A 17971-nucleotide genomic window follows, 5' to 3' on the forward strand; every position below is an offset into this window, starting at 1 on the left:
TTTAATTGCCAAAAGGGTCTTGTTTACTGTACTTATTAGTGTGAATAATATCAGAGATTAAATAGTCATATACTCCATCATCAATTTCAATACCATCTACCATACTTATTTCCTCTTTTTGCGAACTTCTTTGACCAGGATAAAACACTTGTTCAAAACCGGGCGCGGGTTTGATACTATTTAAATCGTTCATCGTTTGAGTAATTCGATCTTTAAAATCTTCTAAATCCGTAAAGAATGAGGGGTTGATAACAATATGTAATTGACCTAAGTTTCTTCCCTCAGATAGATTACCATACAAGGCAGAAACACGATTTCCAAATGGTAATCCTAATAGAATTCCTGATAAAATATCTACCATCATTGCTAGCCCGTATCCTTTCGAACCTGATACAGATAATAAACCGCTTACATTAAAGGGGTCTGTTGTTGGTCTACCATCTTTATCAACTGCCCAAGTTCCAGGTATTGCCTCATTTTTAGCACGTGCCTCCAATATCTTCCCCCAAGCTTTTTCCGTTGTGGCCATATCGAAGATAATCATTTTCCCATCTTTACCTGGGGCTGCAAATGCGATTGGATTGGTGCCATAATAAGGTTCTGCACCTCCATAAGGTACTGCCATTGGATCTGCTTGACAAACTGATATAGCTAATAAATCTTCTTTCGCTGCTTGCTGAACATAGTAAGAAAGTGCACCACTATGTGATATTCCTTTTACCCCTATAACAGCAACACCTGTTTCCTTAGCAGTTTCACAAGCTATTTCCATAGATCTCTTTGCAGCTACATGTCCTGAACCATTGTTTCCATAAAACACACCTGTACTTTCGGATGATTTTTCATATAAAAACTCTGGATTGACATTTATTCCACCTTTAGCAATTCTCTCTGCATAATATTCAACTCTTATAGCTCCATGAGAGTGTATTCCTCTTGCATCCGCAAAAACTAAAACTTCGGCAACATCACTAGCATGTTCTGCACTAAGCCCCGCATTATTTAGTTTTACTTTTATTAATTGTTTTAATTTCTCATTAGTCACTTTCAACGTAAACACTCTCCAATTCCATTTCTTAAGAAAACGAGTAAATATTATCTCTTTTTTTCTCTAATAAGCGATTTTTTGCATCTTTAATATGATTCTTTACAGCCATCTCGGCACGATATATATCCCGAGTTTTAATGGCTTCTACTATTTCCATATGTTCTTCCGTAGCCTCTGTTTGATCAACACCACCTCGTACACGATAAAATCTTGCTATATGAAAATGACTATACATACCTTCATATGCTTCGAGCAAAAAAGTATTATTTGCTTCTTTTAATAATGCTGAATGAAATTGTTGATCCAAATGTACAAATTTTAATACCTCTTTATATGATTTACTTACGTCTAACCCCGTCATTTCTTTAGTTATCTCAATAAGTTCCTCGGTAATATGGGTTAATTTATTACGGATTATATTAACCACTGCATGTTTTTCTATCAAAATCCGCGCTTCTAAAAGTTGAAGCATCTCGTTATCGTCTAAAATTTCACTTACTCGATATCCTTTGTTCGGCTCAAAAATTACTAACTTCGTTGAATGAAGCCTAGACAACGCTTCCCTCAAAGGAATGGAGCTAATGTTCATTTCCTTTGACAAATTGCTAATATTAATCTTTTGTCCAGGTGTTAATCTCCAATCGAAAATCATTTCCTTAAGTAGATCATATACAGTGTCTGCCACCATCCCACGACCTTGCTCCTCCATATTCACCCTCCTTCAAATAATATATAAAAAATTTTAAATAATATATTATTTCTGTAAATAATATCAATGAGTATAGTGGTTGTCAATAGATTTTTGCTAAAAAATCAATAAAAAGGTGGTTTTTAATTATTTTTTATATAATTATTAGCATTCACCGTTATAAATCGTATATTATTTTGTCATTTTAAATATATTAATTTATCAAAAAATATATAATAGCACTATTTAGTTCCAAATCAAGACCCTATAAATATTATCACTAATAAAAAACTACAAGCTGTTGAATATACAGCTTGTAGAGATTTAACAATTTTTTTCAATCATTTTACTATCTTAATATTTTTATCAATTATTACTACCATTCCGCTATTGATCCATCTTCATGACGCAATACTAGATTTATCCACGAATGGCCTTCTTTCGCTTTTTCCTTAACAAACTCTTCATCAATTTCTATTCCAAGACCTGGCTTCTCAGGAATTTCAAGATAACCTTCTTCATATAGAAAATCCGCATCCCCATCAAGTCGGTAGGAACGTTTACTGGAGGGCAACCAGGCGCGGAGAACGGTACATTAACCATCATGGTGGGAGAGTTAATGTTTCTCAATCATATATTAGTAGATTTGAAAACGGTCGGGCAATGCCGGATATTAACATGCTAGAAAAAAAATTCTACAAGCTTTAGAATCCAATTTATTTACTCTTTTTTCCAAAGTTTTCCGGAATATGTCTGAAGACTTGCTTTAACCTTTTGATACTTTAAAAAATCTAAAGCCTGAAGCAAGAATTAAACTAAATGAGTTCCATAAACTGTTGAAAGATTAGAAAATATTATATAAAATTATAGTAATTCTCGTATTAAAACTCCCTCTGCAATATATGTAGTTTTATGCAGAAGGAGTTTAAACATTATTATAGATTTAGATTAATTTTGATTAAAAGGGGAAAATTCAACTGACTAAAAATGATTTCGATCGAATCAGATGTCCAAGATGTCAAAGGTATTTTTTGAATAGGGATCAAGTGTTTCTCGATGAAACAAATACTATTCTCCATCAACGTTGTTATACGTTAGAAACGTTGCCAATTAAGGATAGAGGAACCTATAGGGAGATCATCGAAAAGTATGATTTTTTTAATGATTTAGTTTGATATCAACATCCAATTGTACTAGCAAATTTCAAATTAGCTTTAATTGCACATAAGGAGAGTTGTACGATATCAATTCCTAGCCCTTACAATTCCTTTAACAAGCCATCTATTACAAAATGACAATTCCCTCTATGATAAAATTTAATTGCCATAGAGGGGTATTACCCTTGCCTTTTTATCCTAGCACATTCTTACATCATCTCCTCCAACCGTCGTCTCAGCTTATTCTCACTGCTTGCCCCCATCCCTTTACAGCGTCAGCTGTCACACTCTCCAGTTCCATAATCTCCTTTATTGTCAACTCTGCGATAATAAAATACTTAACCCACTTCCACTGATTGTTACTTAACTTACTGCGAATTTCTTCCCAAAACGCATGATCTTCTAATACGATTCCACTTACTTTTACTAGTGGCATACCAGAACCCTTATGTCTATTTCCATCAGATAATTGAATGGATTTTTCTTTTTTTAAATCTTCTAAAACCTCCTGTTCACGAGATTTTTTCCGAACCAAATCAATTAACCTAAACCGAATACGGTAATTCAAGAACGTTCCGATCTTCCCTTTCTCTTCATCAAATTCCTTATACGCCTGCCAAAGTGCGACGATACCCTCCGTATAAAATTCCTCATACCATTCTCCAGTAATTCCTAATCGATGTATTTGATAATGAACTCGTCGCTCATTTGCTTTAAAAAAAGCGTCAAAATCTTGTTTCATTCCTAATCCCCCGATAATGTATTACCGCTCGAGCCAGTAACATCATCATAAGAGGGTCTTGATAGTCTTGCACATTCACTATCTACACATAACTCGTTGCAACCTACCTGTTACTCTAGAGAAAAGATATGTTTTTAGTATAGAAACTTATTGGACTTCAAAGAGTATGGGAAATAAAGGCCTTTTTATTAAATATACCAACAACCTATTAAATGCTTCTATTTTTAAAAATCATTTTATTCCACTTTGAATAATTCTAATTACCCATTTCAAGACGGTATCTTTTGTAAAAATAGTTAAATATAACTATAAAATTGCATAAAATTACATAGAAGGGACCTCAAGGTTATTTTATATTAATTTAAATATTGCAATAATTAAGTTAAAAGGTGGGGTATACATGGATGAACGAAAAGAAGAATTTTTGAATGCAATGCTTGGTAATATTATTGGCAAACAAATTCGGAAAAGCAGAATTAAGTGGGACTTGACCCAAGAACAAGCAGCAGAACTTATTGGCTGTTCTACTGAACACTTAGGCAGAATGGAAAGGGGTGAGCAAGTACCAAAAGGTCTAATGTTGTCACTAATCCAACTTAAGCTACAAGTAAGTGCAGAAGATTACTTAAGAGAACTAAATGACGTTCTTATCAAGTATGAACAAAACAATTAATCTACGAAAGTCCCTTCATAACAAAACAAGATAGCGATCTCTCGCTATCTTGCCTCCAGATACGTATACCTTACCAAAATAGGAGGAAGAGTAAATGATTTTAAAAAAGTATCGTATCAATGAAAACACCATTGCATTGTTACCTGCTCAAGAAATCGACTTTGACACCATCGTTATCGAAAAAGAACGTAAAATAAAGGTTCGTAAAACTGCGCTCGAACTTATAAAGAAAGCTTGCTTTGATGACTGGACTACATACAACGGCAGGCGCAAAGCAGCTATTTATCATACAAACTTCAAGCGAAAAGTGCCAATTCTAGTCAACATGAAAACGGAAAGCTATTTCTTTCCTACACATTCACCCACAAGCATCTACAATAAATGGTTTGCGTACCAACATATCGCTAAAATTAAAGAATGTACCCAACATCCAACCAAGACAATTATCACTTTTTCTAACGGTATCGAACTTTGTGTTAACATTTCTCATCATATTTTAGATAAACAAATGCAGCGAACCTTTGAGTGCATATATAGGATGAGAAGGGGGCGGAATGAGGAAGAAAAATTAAGGAAAATATTCTAATTTACATAAACACAGATAAAAAATGCCATTAACGAAATTTGATCGTTAATGGCATTTTTACTACTATGATGCTGTTATTCCAACTCTCTCCATTCTCTTGCAACACATGTTCACTCAGCGCCTCTCACTACTTACTATACAGAAAAATTTAGTTCCACTTTCTCCATTAAAAGTTAAACTTTAATAGTTTTTCATTTTCAGATAATGTTACTCTCGTTTCATCATCAGCCAAGAGGGTTCGGGTATAGCGAAATTGTTAACTCCTTAAATTCCTTTCGCTATCACTCCAGTCAGACATTTACTGTTGACAATTGCCACGTTTTTTCTTCTGCAGCAAGTTTCACTTTTGGTCGAAGAAAAAATAAAAAGATTGGTGATCGCCACCCTTTAATAATCTAATTCCCGACCCCAAAGATAAACGCCATCCCTCTTCACTTCGGTAATCATTCAGTGACTTTTTTTACTAGGTACGCCGAGTCTTGCAAAACTGAAAATCCATTTTTTTGATAAAAATGATAAGCTGGGACAGTCTTTTCAGTAGCTAATGTTATATGCTTAATCTCTTTAGTCTTCAATATATTATTTGCTAGAGTAAGAAAAGTACTGCCTGCTCCTTGATTTTGCTTTTTTCTTGAAATAAAAAATTCCTTGATGAAATATTCCCGCCCTTCCCACCAGTTAAAAATATAACCTAATGAGCAACCAATGAGCTCACCTTTTTCATCATAGAGAGCTAATGAGAGCGAGTTATTATTTTCAGTCAAATCTTTCATATATAAATTTAACTGTTTTTCATTATTCCATTTATCAAACCAAGGTTCATTCGAAAATACATCTAGAAATAGTTTCTTCATTTCCTCGAAATCACATTTTTTTAAGATACTTACCTCCATCTAGTTAAACCTCCTTCATCATGATCCATAAAAAGTTAAAAATTTCGTGTCCTGAACTACGTTGAAATTTATTGATAGAAACAATCGCTTGTTTTTCTTGTATAACTACTATTTCAAAGGGTATCTACGGCAAAACTCCTTTACCCTTTAAACCTTATTCTTCATTCCCAATCCGTTCCAAGACACATGAGCGACCTTCAATAGAACTCAAACCTTTTAATACTATTTTATCTTCACTAATCTTTTTAATTCTCATAGCTATATGATAAATTATCAAAAAATGTTATTGGAGTGATTTATAATTTAATGTATCTACTTCTTTATTCTCAATACCAACCTTATATAAAATAATGCTCCCGGCCGGTGAATTTCCCGTCTCTACTGAACGCAATTTAAAATCCTTACCTAATGCAATTACCCAATCAGCTTCCTGCTCTTTTTCTAAAACGATAGCAAGCGTTCCAAACTGATGGATTTGATCCCAGTCATAGACGGTAGTGTTGCCGTTTTCTATTACTTGAATTTCGTCTGGGCTACTGACGACACTTACATCCTCATTTTCCCAAACCCCTTGAATTTCTGCACCGACATAATAGTAAGCAACACCCTCATTTCGATCTCCGTAAGTTCCGATAAATGCCTGCTTCTTGTCTCCGGTTGTCTCATACGTAAAAACTGCCACATCATTAGTAAGCCACCGAACATCATAATCACCGGTAATCGGAGATGGCAATCTCTCTTTGGGACGGGAAACAATTCGGTAATAAGACCTATAATACAATGCCTCGTCCAGTTGTTGATCCTCTTTAATCGAAAAAACATGGGTTAAATTCGGCGAGATGCTGACAATATTTTTAATTTCTTTATTGCTTTCAGTTAACAAGAAAACGTTCAAAATGATAAACAGACTAACAAGACTTGCTCCAATAATATGGAAGTTTCGTTTGAACGAAAATAACATAATAATTGCGACATATAAACAGACTACTATTAAAATATTTAGGATATAAAATAAACGGTTATCCACATACTCCATCTGCAATCGATCTTGAAGAAGCAAATAACCCATTTGAACAAAGAAAAGACCAATTGCAAATAAAAACAGCAGCCATTTTAGAATAAGGAGTATTTTATCCCTGTTCATCAGGTTGCACCTCCCTAAAAAACTCCCATGTTAATCCGTTATCTTCTGACCTAAACTCACCTTTCACTTTTCCGCCTTCATAATCACCATTAGGACCTTGATTAAGAAGAACAGTTAAATAGTCTTCGTGTTTTTCTGGATCTTCCGCTTGGACAAAAACCCGCACATATTCCGGAGGCATGTTAAACTGTGCTTGCTTCCAGCTTTTTCCTCCATCTTGCGTCACAAACACATCTGGTATTTCAGGATTAATCGTTCCATACGATAAAAACCCTGTCTGTTCATCGATAAAACTTCCAAAGGCGATTAGCCGAGTTGTCGGAGGTTCAGCGGTTGCCTCCCACGTCGCCCCACCGTCATGCGTCAGATAAACAATCGAAAATTCCTGTGACATTGTCCGGCCGCCTGACAGTACGACATATCCGAACGATTCATTTAAGAAATCGACCTTTCTGAAACGCACCCCTGACAAAGCCTCTGCAATGACCCCATCTTGCCACGTCTCCCCTCGATCATACGAATACTTTAACAACACTTTTTCAACATATTCTTGATTCGTTTCTTCACCGTAAATAAAAGCAGCAATATTTTCAGTTAATATATAACTGTCTTCAATCAATTCTGTCCCGTTCCCATGATATTCACCATGAAACAATAATTCCTTGTCAATCGGAACGTTGATCCAGTCAGCGCCGCCATTATAAGTGATGTTCAACTCATCATTTTGTAACGTATAACTAATCGCTTCATCAGTTAGTGGCTCGAATGATTCAGGTTCCTGTTCAGCAGGTTCAACCGTCTCAATTGGATTAGTTGGTTTTGGATAATAAATAGGATTCTGATTTTCATATAGATAGATGCCAATACTTAACGCTAAGATCATTAAAGTGGCAAGAAATACAGCAATGCGTTTCATAGAATAACTCCTTTTACTTCTCTCAATCTACTATTTAATAAAATTACCTATAAATGTAAATATGACAATTATAGGCTATCATACTTACTTTTTTAATCCTTGTCAATAAGGGGGTCCGTTCCTATTAATTCATGTGGGACAGAATAAAACATGCTATTAATGGTAATATGTAGTGTAATTCATTTCAAGATACTATATATAGTTTATACAATGTTTATTAAATAAAGATTATAAAACTATCATTGTTCAAAATAAAATATAAAAGGAGCAGAAAAAGCAATTGTCGGTTCCCTCTTTGAAATAACACTAATAGAAACATCTCTATCCTTAATGACGTTTAATAAATTCTTGTTTATATGTTACCTAACGAAAATATACAAGTAATGTTTTTTTGTTCTTTTTTGGATTATAATTACAGTTGAATCGCTATCTGAGCTGAGGCCTTTATCTCATAAATTAATTTAATTAATTAAGTTAATTGTTCTATGCTATAATAACAAAAGAATATTGTATTGGAGGCGGAGAGATGCAGCAGCGGGGTACATTTCAAATGATGAAATCAGTAAATAAATCATTAATTTTAAATAAAATCCGAACGAATCAACCAATTTCAAGAGCACAAATAGCAAAGGAAACAAAATTAACACCCCCAACGGTAAGTAATATTGTTAAAGAATTACTTGAGCAGGAAATCATTAAGGAAAGCGATCTTGGTGTATCAAAGGGTGGCAGAAAACCAACCATGTTACAAGTTAATAGTAATCGCTTTTATGTGATCGGCGTAGATGTTGGTCCTAACACAATTGACTGTTTAATAACTGATCTGTCTGGAAAAGTTTTAGAACGATCGTCCAGTAAATTAAACGGCGAATTAACGAATGAAAAATTTCTCACAAAATTAAAGGATATTATCCACCATATTATTCAATCCATTTCCGAACAAGAAAAAATTATTGGTATTGGGATAGCTATGCACGGTGTTGTTGATGTGGAAAACGGAATTTCTTTATTTGCGCCAAATTTAAAGCTAAGTAATATACCAATTAAAGAAGAATTGGAAAAAGAGTTTGACCTTGTAGTTAAAGTTGAAAACGATGCTAGGGCGATGGCTTTAGGAGAATCTTGGTTTGGACAACATGACAATCCCTTAAGCATGCTAGTGGTGAACATTGGAAGCGGTGTCGGAGCTGGGGTAGTAGTTAATGGGAAATTATACCACGGCGCCAATGACTTGGCAGGAGAAGTTGGTCACATGACCATTGATATCAATGGAGATATTTGTGATTGTGGGAATAAAGGATGTTTACAGACATTTGCTACAGGTTCAGCAATAGTTAAAAAAGCGAATCAAGTGTCAAATGAACCAATCCAGTCTGGAGAAGAAGTTTATAATTTAGCTAAAAGTGGGAAGCAAGATTATATTACTATACTAGAAGAGACCGGAAGAATAATCGGCATTGGTTTAACGAACTTAATACATATTATAAATCCAGAACTCATTGTTTTAGGTGGGGGAGTAACCAAATCAGAAAAGTTTTTGCTTAACCCGATAAAAGAAGAAATACGAAACCGTGGATTAACAGACAATGCTATGAAGACAAAAGTAGTCATTTCATCACACGGTGAAGATGCAACTCTTTTAGGTGCAATATCCTTAGTATTGATAGAACTATTTGAGCCAATTTAATTAATAAAATGCCCGAAATCAGAAAAAACATTTCTAATTTCGGGCATTTTAAATTATTTTTTCTTCTCTACCATATCAAATGAAAATATCGTTTGTTTTTTATATGTTTCATTTGGTAATAAAGTAATGGAAGGTAAATCATTTAACCATAATGATGCTGAAGGGGCTTGTGTCTCAAAACATACACCTAAATATTTCTTCGATTTTACTTCATTCAATCTGATACCTTCTTGCATCCCATTAGCTGTATACATTACCATTCCTGGTTGATTCGTTTTTATTTTCATTATTCTTCCACTATCATTATTGGCTACTATTACTTGATTTGCAGTTTGTTGATCAAATAAAAAATAATGGTCATACCCACATCCTACCAACTGGTTTTGTTCATTATGTGATACAAACCCCTCTTGTAATAATTTACCTCTTCTAAAATCGAATTCTGTTTCACTAACATCCTCTACTATATCAAAGGGAATTAAGTCTTTATCTAATTTGAGGATCCTGCTACTATCAATTGTAACTTCATGATCCGAAACCGTATTTTTTAAATCCCCACTTAGATTAAAATAAGAATGATTTGTAAGTGTTAAGACGGTCTCCTTGTCTGTTGTAGCCTCATAATCAATCAAAAATTCATTATTTATTGTTAATCGATATGTAACCTTTACGTTCACATTTCCTGGATAACCACTTTCTCCATCCGGACTCGTATACGTAAATGTTACACCAATTCCGTCTTCCTCTTGAAAAGTGTTAAAATCCCATAAAACATTATGGAACCCTTTTTTACCGCCATGTAAATGATGGCAACTTTCATTTTGATCTAATTTATATTCCGTGTTCTGAATTTGGATGGTAGCATTCTTAATTCTTCCAGCAACTCGTCCAATAATCGCCCCTAAATACAATGGGTTTGTTTCATAATGAGTATAGTCCTGGTAGCATAATACAATGTTCTCTTTGGTGCCATATTTATCGGGAACTAAAATTTTTGTAATGATACCACCAAAATTTAAAAAGCTAATGCTCATAAAATGATTCGATAAGGTAAATTCATACCAATCATCATTTATTTTCTCTTTTTTCAAATCTATCAATGTTCATCTTCTCACTTTTATATAGTACGAATAAATCGCTCAAAGGCTCTGATTCCTTTTTCATCTTGCTTAAATACTCCAGCATCTTCTAAGATTCTTATAAACTTGTACCCTAATTCTTCCTGGATCAGTTGAGTAACATCCATGTGTGCAACGTAATTATCCTTCAACTGTTCTGCCCATTTTTGATGATAAGCCGGTACTTCGCACGGTTTATTTAACACATATTTTTTAATTTCCTCTAATTCTTCTTTTAATCTAGCAGGCAATACTGCAAGCCCCATTACTTCAATTAAACCAATATTTTCTTTTTTAATATGTTGGACATCTTCATGAGGATGAAATACCCCAGAAGGAAATGCCTCTGTAGTCCGATTATTTCGTAATACAAGATCCATTTCAAATTCACTATCTCGCATTCTAGCAATCGGCGTTATTGTGTTATGAGGTATATCATTTGTAAAAGCAATAATCCCTGATTCTTCATCTGAATAATTTTGCCATGCGGTTAAAATCGCCTCACTCGCTTCCACAAGCTCATTTTTGTTTTTACCTTTTATTCGAATAACGGAAAGTGGCCACTTTAATATAGCCCCTTCAATACCTTCAAATTGTTCTAATCCAAACGTCAAAATGGTTTCCGCTTTCTCCATTGCAAATGAATGATGGCCAGCTTGGTAATGATCATGACTTAAAATTGATCCACCTACAATTGGTAAATCTGCATTAGACCCTATGAAATAATGAGGAAACTTTTCAACAAATAATAACAAGCGCTCAAAAGTGTCCCGATTAATTTTCATATCCCGATGCTCTTCACATAGTAGTATGCTATGTTCGTTGTAATAAATATAAGGCGAATATTGTAAATACCAATTTTCACCCAATAGTGGTACTTTAATTATCCGATGGTTCGCTCGTGCTGGATATCCTGTTCTTCCTTCATAACCTTCGTTTTCAATACAGAGCAAACACTTGGGATATTCAATTTGTAGACGCTTCATTTCACGTTCTCTTTTTATCTGTTCGGGATCTTTTTCGGGTTTTGACAGGTTAATAGTAATTTCAATGTCTCCATAACTGGTACTCGTCATAAAATGGATATTTTTCTTAATCTGTTCCATTTGTATATAGTTACTATTTTTACTTAGTTCATAAAAATAATTTGTTGCCTCCTTAGGTGAAATCTTATACTTTTGATAAAATTTACTATTAACTGTAGAAGGCAAATCAATAAAACAATTCATTATATTAGCCTTCAATACCTCCTTTTCATCAAAAACATTCTCTATAATATTATTTTCAATCGCATAATTAATTATCTTATCTAATTGATGAGGGATAGAATCGTTAGAAATATTACATATATCTGACGGCCATGTGTCCAATTTTAGTTGAGCTAAAATTTGGTTGCGGGTATACATTCGATCTGTTTCTTCTATGAGCTCTTGTTCAATCGCCTTTTCTACTAAACTAGCAATATGATTAAAGATCAATTAATACCTCTCCTTTTATAACCATTTGGGTTTTCATTATGCCAATTCCAAGCATCCTCTATCATTCTTTCTATAGAAGACCTGGTTGGATTCCAACCTAATACCTTTTTCGCTTTACTGGAATCGGCGATCAGAATACTTGGATCTCCTTTACGACGTTCCCCGATCTGCTCTTTAATTTCGTTACCTGTTACTAATCTTGCGGTAGAGATAATTTCTTTGACTGAAAATCCCGCATTACTCCCTAAGTTAAACACATTACTAACTCCATTATTCTGTAAATAATTTAAAGCTAATAAATGTGCGTCAATCAAATCTTCCACATGTATGTAATCCCGGATACAGGTACCATCTTCCGTATCATAATTATCACCAAATATCGTTATATATGGACGTTGGCCTAATGCCGTCTGTAAAACAATTGGTATTAGATGGGTTTCCGGTTCATGATCTTCTCCAATTTCTCCGGTGCCCCTTGCTCCAGCTACATTAAAGTATCGTAATGAAACATAGTTTATCCCATGAGCGATATTCATCCATTTCATCAATTTTTCCATCGTTAGTTTAGTTTCTCCATACGTGTTAGTAGGTGCAGGAATCAGCTCTTCAGTTATCGGTATCTGGCTTGGTTCCCCATATACAGCTGCTGTCGAAGAAAAAACAATTTGCTTCACATGATATTCTTTCATGACTTGCAGTAAAACTTGCGTTCCATAAACATTATTATCAAAATACTTTAACGGATTTTCCATCGATTCCCCGACAAGAGAATTGGCCGCAAAATGGATAACAGCATCAATTTTTTCTTGCATGAAAACATCGCGTAAAAAATCAATCTTTCGAATATCACCTTTATAAAACGTTGCTTCCGGGTGAACTGCCTCTATATGACCTGTTTCAAGATGGTCAATAATTACAACTTTCTTTCCTTCTTCGATTAATTGATACACAGCATGAGAACCTATGTACCCCGCACCTCCAACAACTAATATACTCATCCAATTTCCACTCCTTTCAATTCTCTAGCCCCATCGCCTATTGCTGCTTCGTAGAATGATGCTTCATATCCAACTTTCTCTAAATAAATCTTATTTACATTTTCTTTAAATTGTTCTGTTTGCGCTTTCTTTACAATCGCAATCGCACAGCCACCAAAGCCCGCTCCTGTCATGCGTGCACCTATTACACCTTTCTGACTTTGAGCTGCTTCCACAATGGTGTCAAGCTCAATTCCAGTTACTTCATAATAATGTTTAAGGGAGTAATGGGAATCATTCATTAACTTTCCAAATGCGTTTAAATCGCCGGCTTTCAATCGTTGAAAAGCTTTCTTTGTTCGAGCTTGCTCATACACTACATGATGGGCTCGAAGACGATTGGTTTCACACTTGATTAAATGTTTCGTTTCTTCAAATAGGTTAGGTGCAACCATGCATAAGTTATTAATCTCCAATTGTTCCTGGAGATCTATTAATGCATTCTCACATTGTTGTCTGCGTTCATTATATTTAGATTCTGATAAGGCTCGCTGCTTGTTTGTATGAATGATCATAATGACATGTTCATTTAAAATAATAGGAGCATACTCATGTTCTAAATTTTTACAATCTAATAATATAGCATGATCCTTTTTTCCAAACCCGACAGCAAACTGATCCATAATGCCGCTGTTTACACCTATATACTCATTTTCTACTACTTGCCCCAACTTAACCAATGTTTCTAAATCAATAGATAAATCAAGTGATTCTTTTAATAAAGCTCCCGTTACCATTTCAATCGATGCTGAAGAAGAAAGGCCAGCCGAATTAGGTATATTACCGTGATATAAAATATCTAGCCCCGTATCGATCATAAAACCTTGATCTTTTAGTATAGAAATCATACCTTTTGGAAAGTTTGCCCACGTATGTGCTGAATCGTACTTTACATCATTTAAGTCAACCTCAATTATTCCATCCTCTTTAAAGTTATTTGAGAAGAAACGAACTATTGAATCATTTCGCTTTTTAACTAAAGCATATGTTCCATAAGATATTGCAGCAGGAAGAACGAGGCCTCCATTGTAATCAATGTGTTCTCCAATTAGATTAATTCTTCCAGGAGCAAAAAAAACTCGAGGTTTACTTTCAGTAGAATATAAATTCATAAATTCTTGTTGTAGTCTTTCAATCATTATATGTATTACCTCCTACACTTAATTAATTAATTTAATTAAGTTAATGCAATCATATCTTAAAAAAATATAAAATTCAAGTTGGTTTTTTATCTTTTCACCAAATTATTAGCTCAATTCTGTATTTCAATAAATTTAGAAAACAGCTTGACTCATTTTATTAATGAGCATATAATCAAGTTAATTAATTTAATTAATAATCAAATTTTATAAAATTTAAGTAAGATTGCTAGTTTTACAAGTTTTACATATAACTTATTAGGTGGTGAGGATCAGCAAAATAGTAATTTTACAGTTATTCTTTTTAGAAAACTTGGCTTATCGTTATAGAAAACACACCGAATGGCGTAAGACAGAGGTGATGTTGCACTTATGCTCTTGAGTGCAAGCCTTACGGCGAAAGTCTTAGTTGCACTTATGCAGTAAGAAAGGATTTTCTTACTCTGCTAAAAATGTGATTCACAAGATTCTCATTGTACCTTCAATTATTTATTTAGCAATCTGAAAGCGTTTTATAATTTTACTAAAACAAAAAGGGTGATTATGTAAAATGAAAAAATCATTATTCCTCAAAATGATGGCTTTTGCTCTAGCTTGTCTATTACTTGTTGCTTGTTCCTCCAAGGATAGTAGTAAAACAACTGATGATTCCGAGAGTGCGGGTGATGGGACATCCGGCGAAATTACCGTTGCTTCCTGGGCTGCAGCAGCAGATGCGTTAGAAGAAGCGGCAGAAAATTATATGGAAGAAAACCCAGATGCAAAAATAACGATCCAACGTGTTGGACATGGGTATGAGAACATCATTCCTCCATTAACTGCAGGAATGGGAGCACCTGATATCGTTCACGTTGAGCAACGGGATTTCCAAACATTTTTAAGACAATTCGATGGTCAATTTATGGACTTAACAGACCAAATTGGTGAGAGAAAAGATGAATTTGCTGCAATTGCATGGGAAGCAGTTGAAAAAGACGATAAAGTTTTGGGTGTTCCATGGGATTTAGGTCCAGCAGCTGTATGGTACCGTGCAGATTACTATGAAGAAGCTGGAATTAATCCGGATGACATTGAAACATGGGATGATTTTATCGAAGCAGGAAAACAGCTACAAGAAAAAGTGGATGGAGTAAAAATGGTTACTTTTGACACAAGTGGTTCCGATGCCAACCCTAGTACTTGGATGATCCTTATGAATCAATTATCCGGACAATATAATGATGAAGAAGGAAACATTAATTTTGCAAATGAACCTAATATTAAGGCTATGGAAATGGTTAAAAAGTTCAAGGATGAAGGCATTGTGTATGATTCCGGGGACTGGAGTGCACTTGTTCGAACAATTACAAACGGAGATGCCGCTTCAGTTATTTTACCAGTTTGGTTAGCTGGAACAATCAGCGGACAAGCGAGTGACCAAGCAGGACAATGGAATGTGATGAAGTTACCTGCATTTGAAGAAGGTGGCCCACATCAAGCAAACTTAGGTGGCGGTGTCCTTGCGGTAACTGAAAACTCAGAAAGTAAAGACTTGGCAGTATCATTTATTGAATACGCATTATTAACAAATGAAGGTCAAGATGTCCAAATGAAATATGGCTTGTTCCCTTCTTGGCAGCCATACTACGAAAGTGAAGGGTTTTCAAAAGAAGACGAATTCTTCGGCTTTAAATTATCCGATTTCTTCGCTTCCGTTTCAACAGATATTCCAAAATTAGACTTTGGTCCTTATTATATGGATTTCCACAGCGAACTCCTTGATGCTTACGGTAATGTAATGAATGATGTCATGGATGCCGAAGAAGCATTAAAAAATGCCGAAGAAAGAAGTTCATCTTCTACTGGCTTGGATATAGCTGATTAATAACATTTTTATACAGGTCTCCCCAGGATAAATACCTGGGGAACAATTTTTCTATTAAAGAGGTGATCACCGGTGGAAGAAGCTAAACAACCTAGATTTAAGTTAAATAAACTTAAGCTCAGTCCCTATATATTTATTCTTCCTTTCTTTCTATTATTTGGCGTTTTTATGTTATATCCTATTATTTATTCGTTAGTTCTTAGCTTTAATAGTTGGACAGCTGGAGAAATGACTTTTGTAGGTTTGGACAATTACAAACAACTATTTACTGATTCTTTATTTTGGAAGTCATTAAAGAATACTGGAATCTATTTAATTATCCAAGTACCTTTTATGCTTCTGTTATCAACAGTTGTAGCAGTCATCATTAATTCTAACAAAGTTAAATTCAATTATTTGTTTCGTGTTGCGTTTTTTCTACCAGCATTAATTGACTTAGTTACATATTCCATTGTTTTCTCTTTATTATTTAATGAGAGCAACGGATTGATTAATCACCTGCTAGGATTCATTGGAATTGATGCAATCCCTTGGAAAACAGATGGATTTTGGGCAAAAATAATGATTATCAGTGTAATTACGTGGCGCTGGATGGGTTATAACTGTGTAATTATTCTGTCGGGGTTACAAAATATTTCGGAAGATATTTACGAGTCAGCTGATTTAGACGGTGCTGGAATAGTAAAAAAGTTCTTCCATATTACATTGCCAATGTTAAAACCAATCTTACTATTCTGTATGATTTTATCGACAATCGGCACATTACAATTATTCGCTGAACCTTTAATCCTCACTGGTGGAGGTCCAAGTAACGAAACAACTTCAGTTATGTTGTATTTATATGAAAAAGCCTTCGGATCATTTAATTTTGGCTTAGCTTCAGCTGGAGCATATATTGTTACAACTATCATTGCAGTTATTTCATTCTTACAAATTAAATTCACGGGTGGAGGGGAAATTTAAATGTCAAAAGGAATGAAAATTGAGTTTACCAAAATACTGATGTACATATTCCTGGGTTTGATATTTATTGCTTCAATTTACCCTATCTATTGGATGTTGTCTGCATCCACGTTAGATAACACGAATATTTTTAAAAAGCTAACACCAGGAACAAACCTTTTCGAAAACTTTCGAATATTACAAGAAGCAATGCCGATTTGGCGAATCCTATTTAATAGTGTATTCGTATCAGGGGTTGTTACTATTAGCACTGTTTTCTTTGGTGCTCTTGCAGGTTATGCATTTGCAAAGTTTAATTTCAAAGGACGTGAACCATTATTCTTTGTTGTTTTATTAACGATGATGTTACCTATCCAGATTACATTGGTACCATTATTTATTATCATGACGAACATAGGTTGGACTGACTCTTACCTAGCTTTAATTGTTCCATTTATGGTCACTCCTTTCAGTGTATTTCTAATGCGACAGCAAATGTTAAGTTTTCCAACTGAATTAATTGAGTCGGCTAGAATTGATGGCTCTTCTGAGATTAATACGTTTATCAAAATTGTTTTACCGACGATGAAATCTGCATGTGCTGCTGTTGCAATAATAACTTTCATGCAGCAATGGGGAAACTTCATTTACCACCTAGTCGTTATTAATTCTTCGGAAATGTATACCGTCCCTTTAATGCTTTCTATGATGGTACAACCAGGACATGTTATCCATTATGGAGCTGTCATGTTAGGTGCAATCATCGGTTTAATTCCAATGATCATTTTATTTTTATTCTTCCAGAAGCATTTTGTCTCTGGCGCACTTAGTGGATCAGTTAAAGGATAATTATATTAAT

The 17971-nt window shown here is 34.5% G+C and carries 18 protein-coding genes; 7 read left to right on the forward strand and 11 right to left on the reverse strand.

Features of this window, described 5'->3' with window-relative positions:
* Window position 1: 1 nt before the first annotated feature.
* The 3 genes from allD to SPD48_RS12840 all read right to left on the reverse strand — a co-directional run bounded on the left by allD (window position 2) and on the right by SPD48_RS12840 (window position 2310).
* On the reverse strand, window positions 2-1051 hold the full coding sequence (allD, locus tag SPD48_RS12830; RefSeq protein ID WP_336258522.1) for an ureidoglycolate dehydrogenase: 1050 nt from the start codon (window positions 1049-1051) through the stop codon (window positions 2-4).
* 25 nt (window positions 1052-1076) lie between these two features.
* Window positions 1077-1757 carry a GntR family transcriptional regulator gene (locus tag SPD48_RS12835; protein ID WP_336258523.1) on the reverse strand — a complete coding sequence of 227 codons (681 nt, stop codon included), beginning with the start codon at window positions 1755-1757 and terminating at the stop codon, window positions 1077-1079.
* A gap of 355 nt (window positions 1758-2112) precedes the next feature.
* Entirely contained in the window at window positions 2113-2310 is a 198-nt protein-coding gene (locus SPD48_RS12840) for a hypothetical protein (RefSeq protein ID WP_336258524.1), read from the reverse strand.
* A gap of 20 nt (window positions 2311-2330) precedes the next feature.
* Here SPD48_RS12840 and SPD48_RS19970 point away from each other — a divergent pair, with 20 nt between their 5' ends.
* Entirely contained in the window at window positions 2331-2444 is a 114-nt protein-coding gene (locus tag SPD48_RS19970; protein WP_442962155.1) for a helix-turn-helix domain-containing protein, read from the forward strand.
* Between the two features lie 684 nt (window positions 2445-3128).
* Here SPD48_RS19970 and SPD48_RS12845 read toward each other — a convergent pair.
* The gene (locus SPD48_RS12845) at window positions 3129-3635 is read right to left on the reverse strand and encodes a sigma-70 family RNA polymerase sigma factor (RefSeq protein WP_336258525.1); all 507 of its coding nucleotides are present in this window, start codon (window positions 3633-3635) and stop codon (window positions 3129-3131) included.
* A 400-nt stretch (window positions 3636-4035) separates the two neighbouring features.
* Here SPD48_RS12845 and SPD48_RS12850 point away from each other — a divergent pair, with 400 nt between their 5' ends.
* Both SPD48_RS12850 and SPD48_RS12855 read left to right on the forward strand, forming a co-directional pair.
* Entirely contained in the window at window positions 4036-4308 is a 273-nt protein-coding gene (locus SPD48_RS12850; protein WP_336258526.1) for a helix-turn-helix domain-containing protein, read from the forward strand.
* A 94-nt stretch (window positions 4309-4402) separates the two neighbouring features.
* On the forward strand, window positions 4403-4894 hold the full coding sequence (locus tag SPD48_RS12855) for a competence protein ComK (protein ID WP_336258527.1): 492 nt from the start codon (window positions 4403-4405) through the stop codon (window positions 4892-4894).
* Window positions 4895-5337: 443 nt separating this feature from the next.
* Here the strand turns inward: SPD48_RS12855 and SPD48_RS12860 are convergent, their stop codons facing one another.
* From SPD48_RS12860 to SPD48_RS12870, 3 genes are all read right to left on the reverse strand, one after another.
* Window positions 5338-5787: a GNAT family N-acetyltransferase gene (locus SPD48_RS12860; RefSeq protein ID WP_336258528.1), complete on the reverse strand. Its 450-nt coding sequence runs from the start codon at window positions 5785-5787 to the stop codon at window positions 5338-5340.
* A 283-nt stretch (window positions 5788-6070) separates the two neighbouring features.
* Window positions 6071-6931, reverse strand: coding sequence for a hypothetical protein (locus tag SPD48_RS12865; protein ID WP_336258529.1), 861 nt, complete (start codon window positions 6929-6931; stop codon window positions 6071-6073).
* Window positions 6918-7847 (reverse strand): WD40/YVTN/BNR-like repeat-containing protein, encoded by a 930-nt coding sequence (locus SPD48_RS12870; protein ID WP_336258530.1) that lies wholly within the window; start codon window positions 7845-7847, stop codon window positions 6918-6920. Before SPD48_RS12870 ends, SPD48_RS12865 begins: the two co-directional genes overlap by 14 nt.
* Before the next feature lie 526 nt (window positions 7848-8373).
* Between SPD48_RS12870 and SPD48_RS12875 the strand changes: the two genes are divergently transcribed.
* Complete coding sequence (locus tag SPD48_RS12875; protein ID WP_336258531.1) at window positions 8374-9534, forward strand: ROK family transcriptional regulator; 1161 nt, start codon at window positions 8374-8376, stop codon at window positions 9532-9534.
* Window positions 9535-9587: 53 nt separating this feature from the next.
* Here the strand turns inward: SPD48_RS12875 and SPD48_RS12880 are convergent, their stop codons facing one another.
* From SPD48_RS12880 to SPD48_RS12895, 4 genes are read right to left on the reverse strand one after another with little or no spacing between them, the layout of a single operon-like run.
* The gene (locus SPD48_RS12880) at window positions 9588-10634 is read right to left on the reverse strand and encodes an aldose epimerase family protein (RefSeq protein WP_336258532.1); all 1047 of its coding nucleotides are present in this window, start codon (window positions 10632-10634) and stop codon (window positions 9588-9590) included.
* A 17-nt stretch (window positions 10635-10651) separates the two neighbouring features.
* Window positions 10652-12130 (reverse strand): UDP-glucose--hexose-1-phosphate uridylyltransferase, encoded by a 1479-nt coding sequence (galT, locus tag SPD48_RS12885; RefSeq protein WP_336258533.1) that lies wholly within the window; start codon window positions 12128-12130, stop codon window positions 10652-10654.
* Window positions 12127-13128, reverse strand: coding sequence for a UDP-glucose 4-epimerase GalE (galE, locus tag SPD48_RS12890; protein ID WP_336258534.1), 1002 nt, complete (start codon window positions 13126-13128; stop codon window positions 12127-12129). The genes galT and galE overlap by 4 nt, the downstream gene beginning before the upstream one ends.
* Entirely contained in the window at window positions 13125-14306 is a 1182-nt protein-coding gene (locus tag SPD48_RS12895; protein ID WP_336258535.1) for a galactokinase, read from the reverse strand. The genes galE and SPD48_RS12895 overlap by 4 nt, the downstream gene beginning before the upstream one ends.
* Window positions 14307-14856: 550 nt before the next feature.
* Here SPD48_RS12895 and SPD48_RS12900 point away from each other — a divergent pair.
* The 3 genes from SPD48_RS12900 (at window position 14857) to SPD48_RS12910 (ending at window position 17961) form a co-directional block, all read left to right on the forward strand.
* Window positions 14857-16170 carry an ABC transporter substrate-binding protein gene (locus SPD48_RS12900; protein WP_336258536.1) on the forward strand — a complete coding sequence of 438 codons (1314 nt, stop codon included), beginning with the start codon at window positions 14857-14859 and terminating at the stop codon, window positions 16168-16170.
* A 72-nt stretch (window positions 16171-16242) separates the two neighbouring features.
* A complete protein-coding gene (locus SPD48_RS12905; protein ID WP_336258537.1) occupies window positions 16243-17133 on the forward strand; it encodes a carbohydrate ABC transporter permease in 891 nt (296 codons plus the stop codon).
* Window positions 17134-17961, forward strand: a complete 828-nt coding sequence (locus SPD48_RS12910) for a carbohydrate ABC transporter permease (protein ID WP_336258538.1) — start codon at window positions 17134-17136, stop codon at window positions 17959-17961.
* Window positions 17962-17971: the final 10 nt, after the last annotated feature.

The organism is Pseudogracilibacillus sp. SE30717A (assembly GCF_037071985.1).
GTDB lineage: Bacteria > Bacillota > Bacilli > Bacillales > Amphibacillaceae > Pseudogracilibacillus.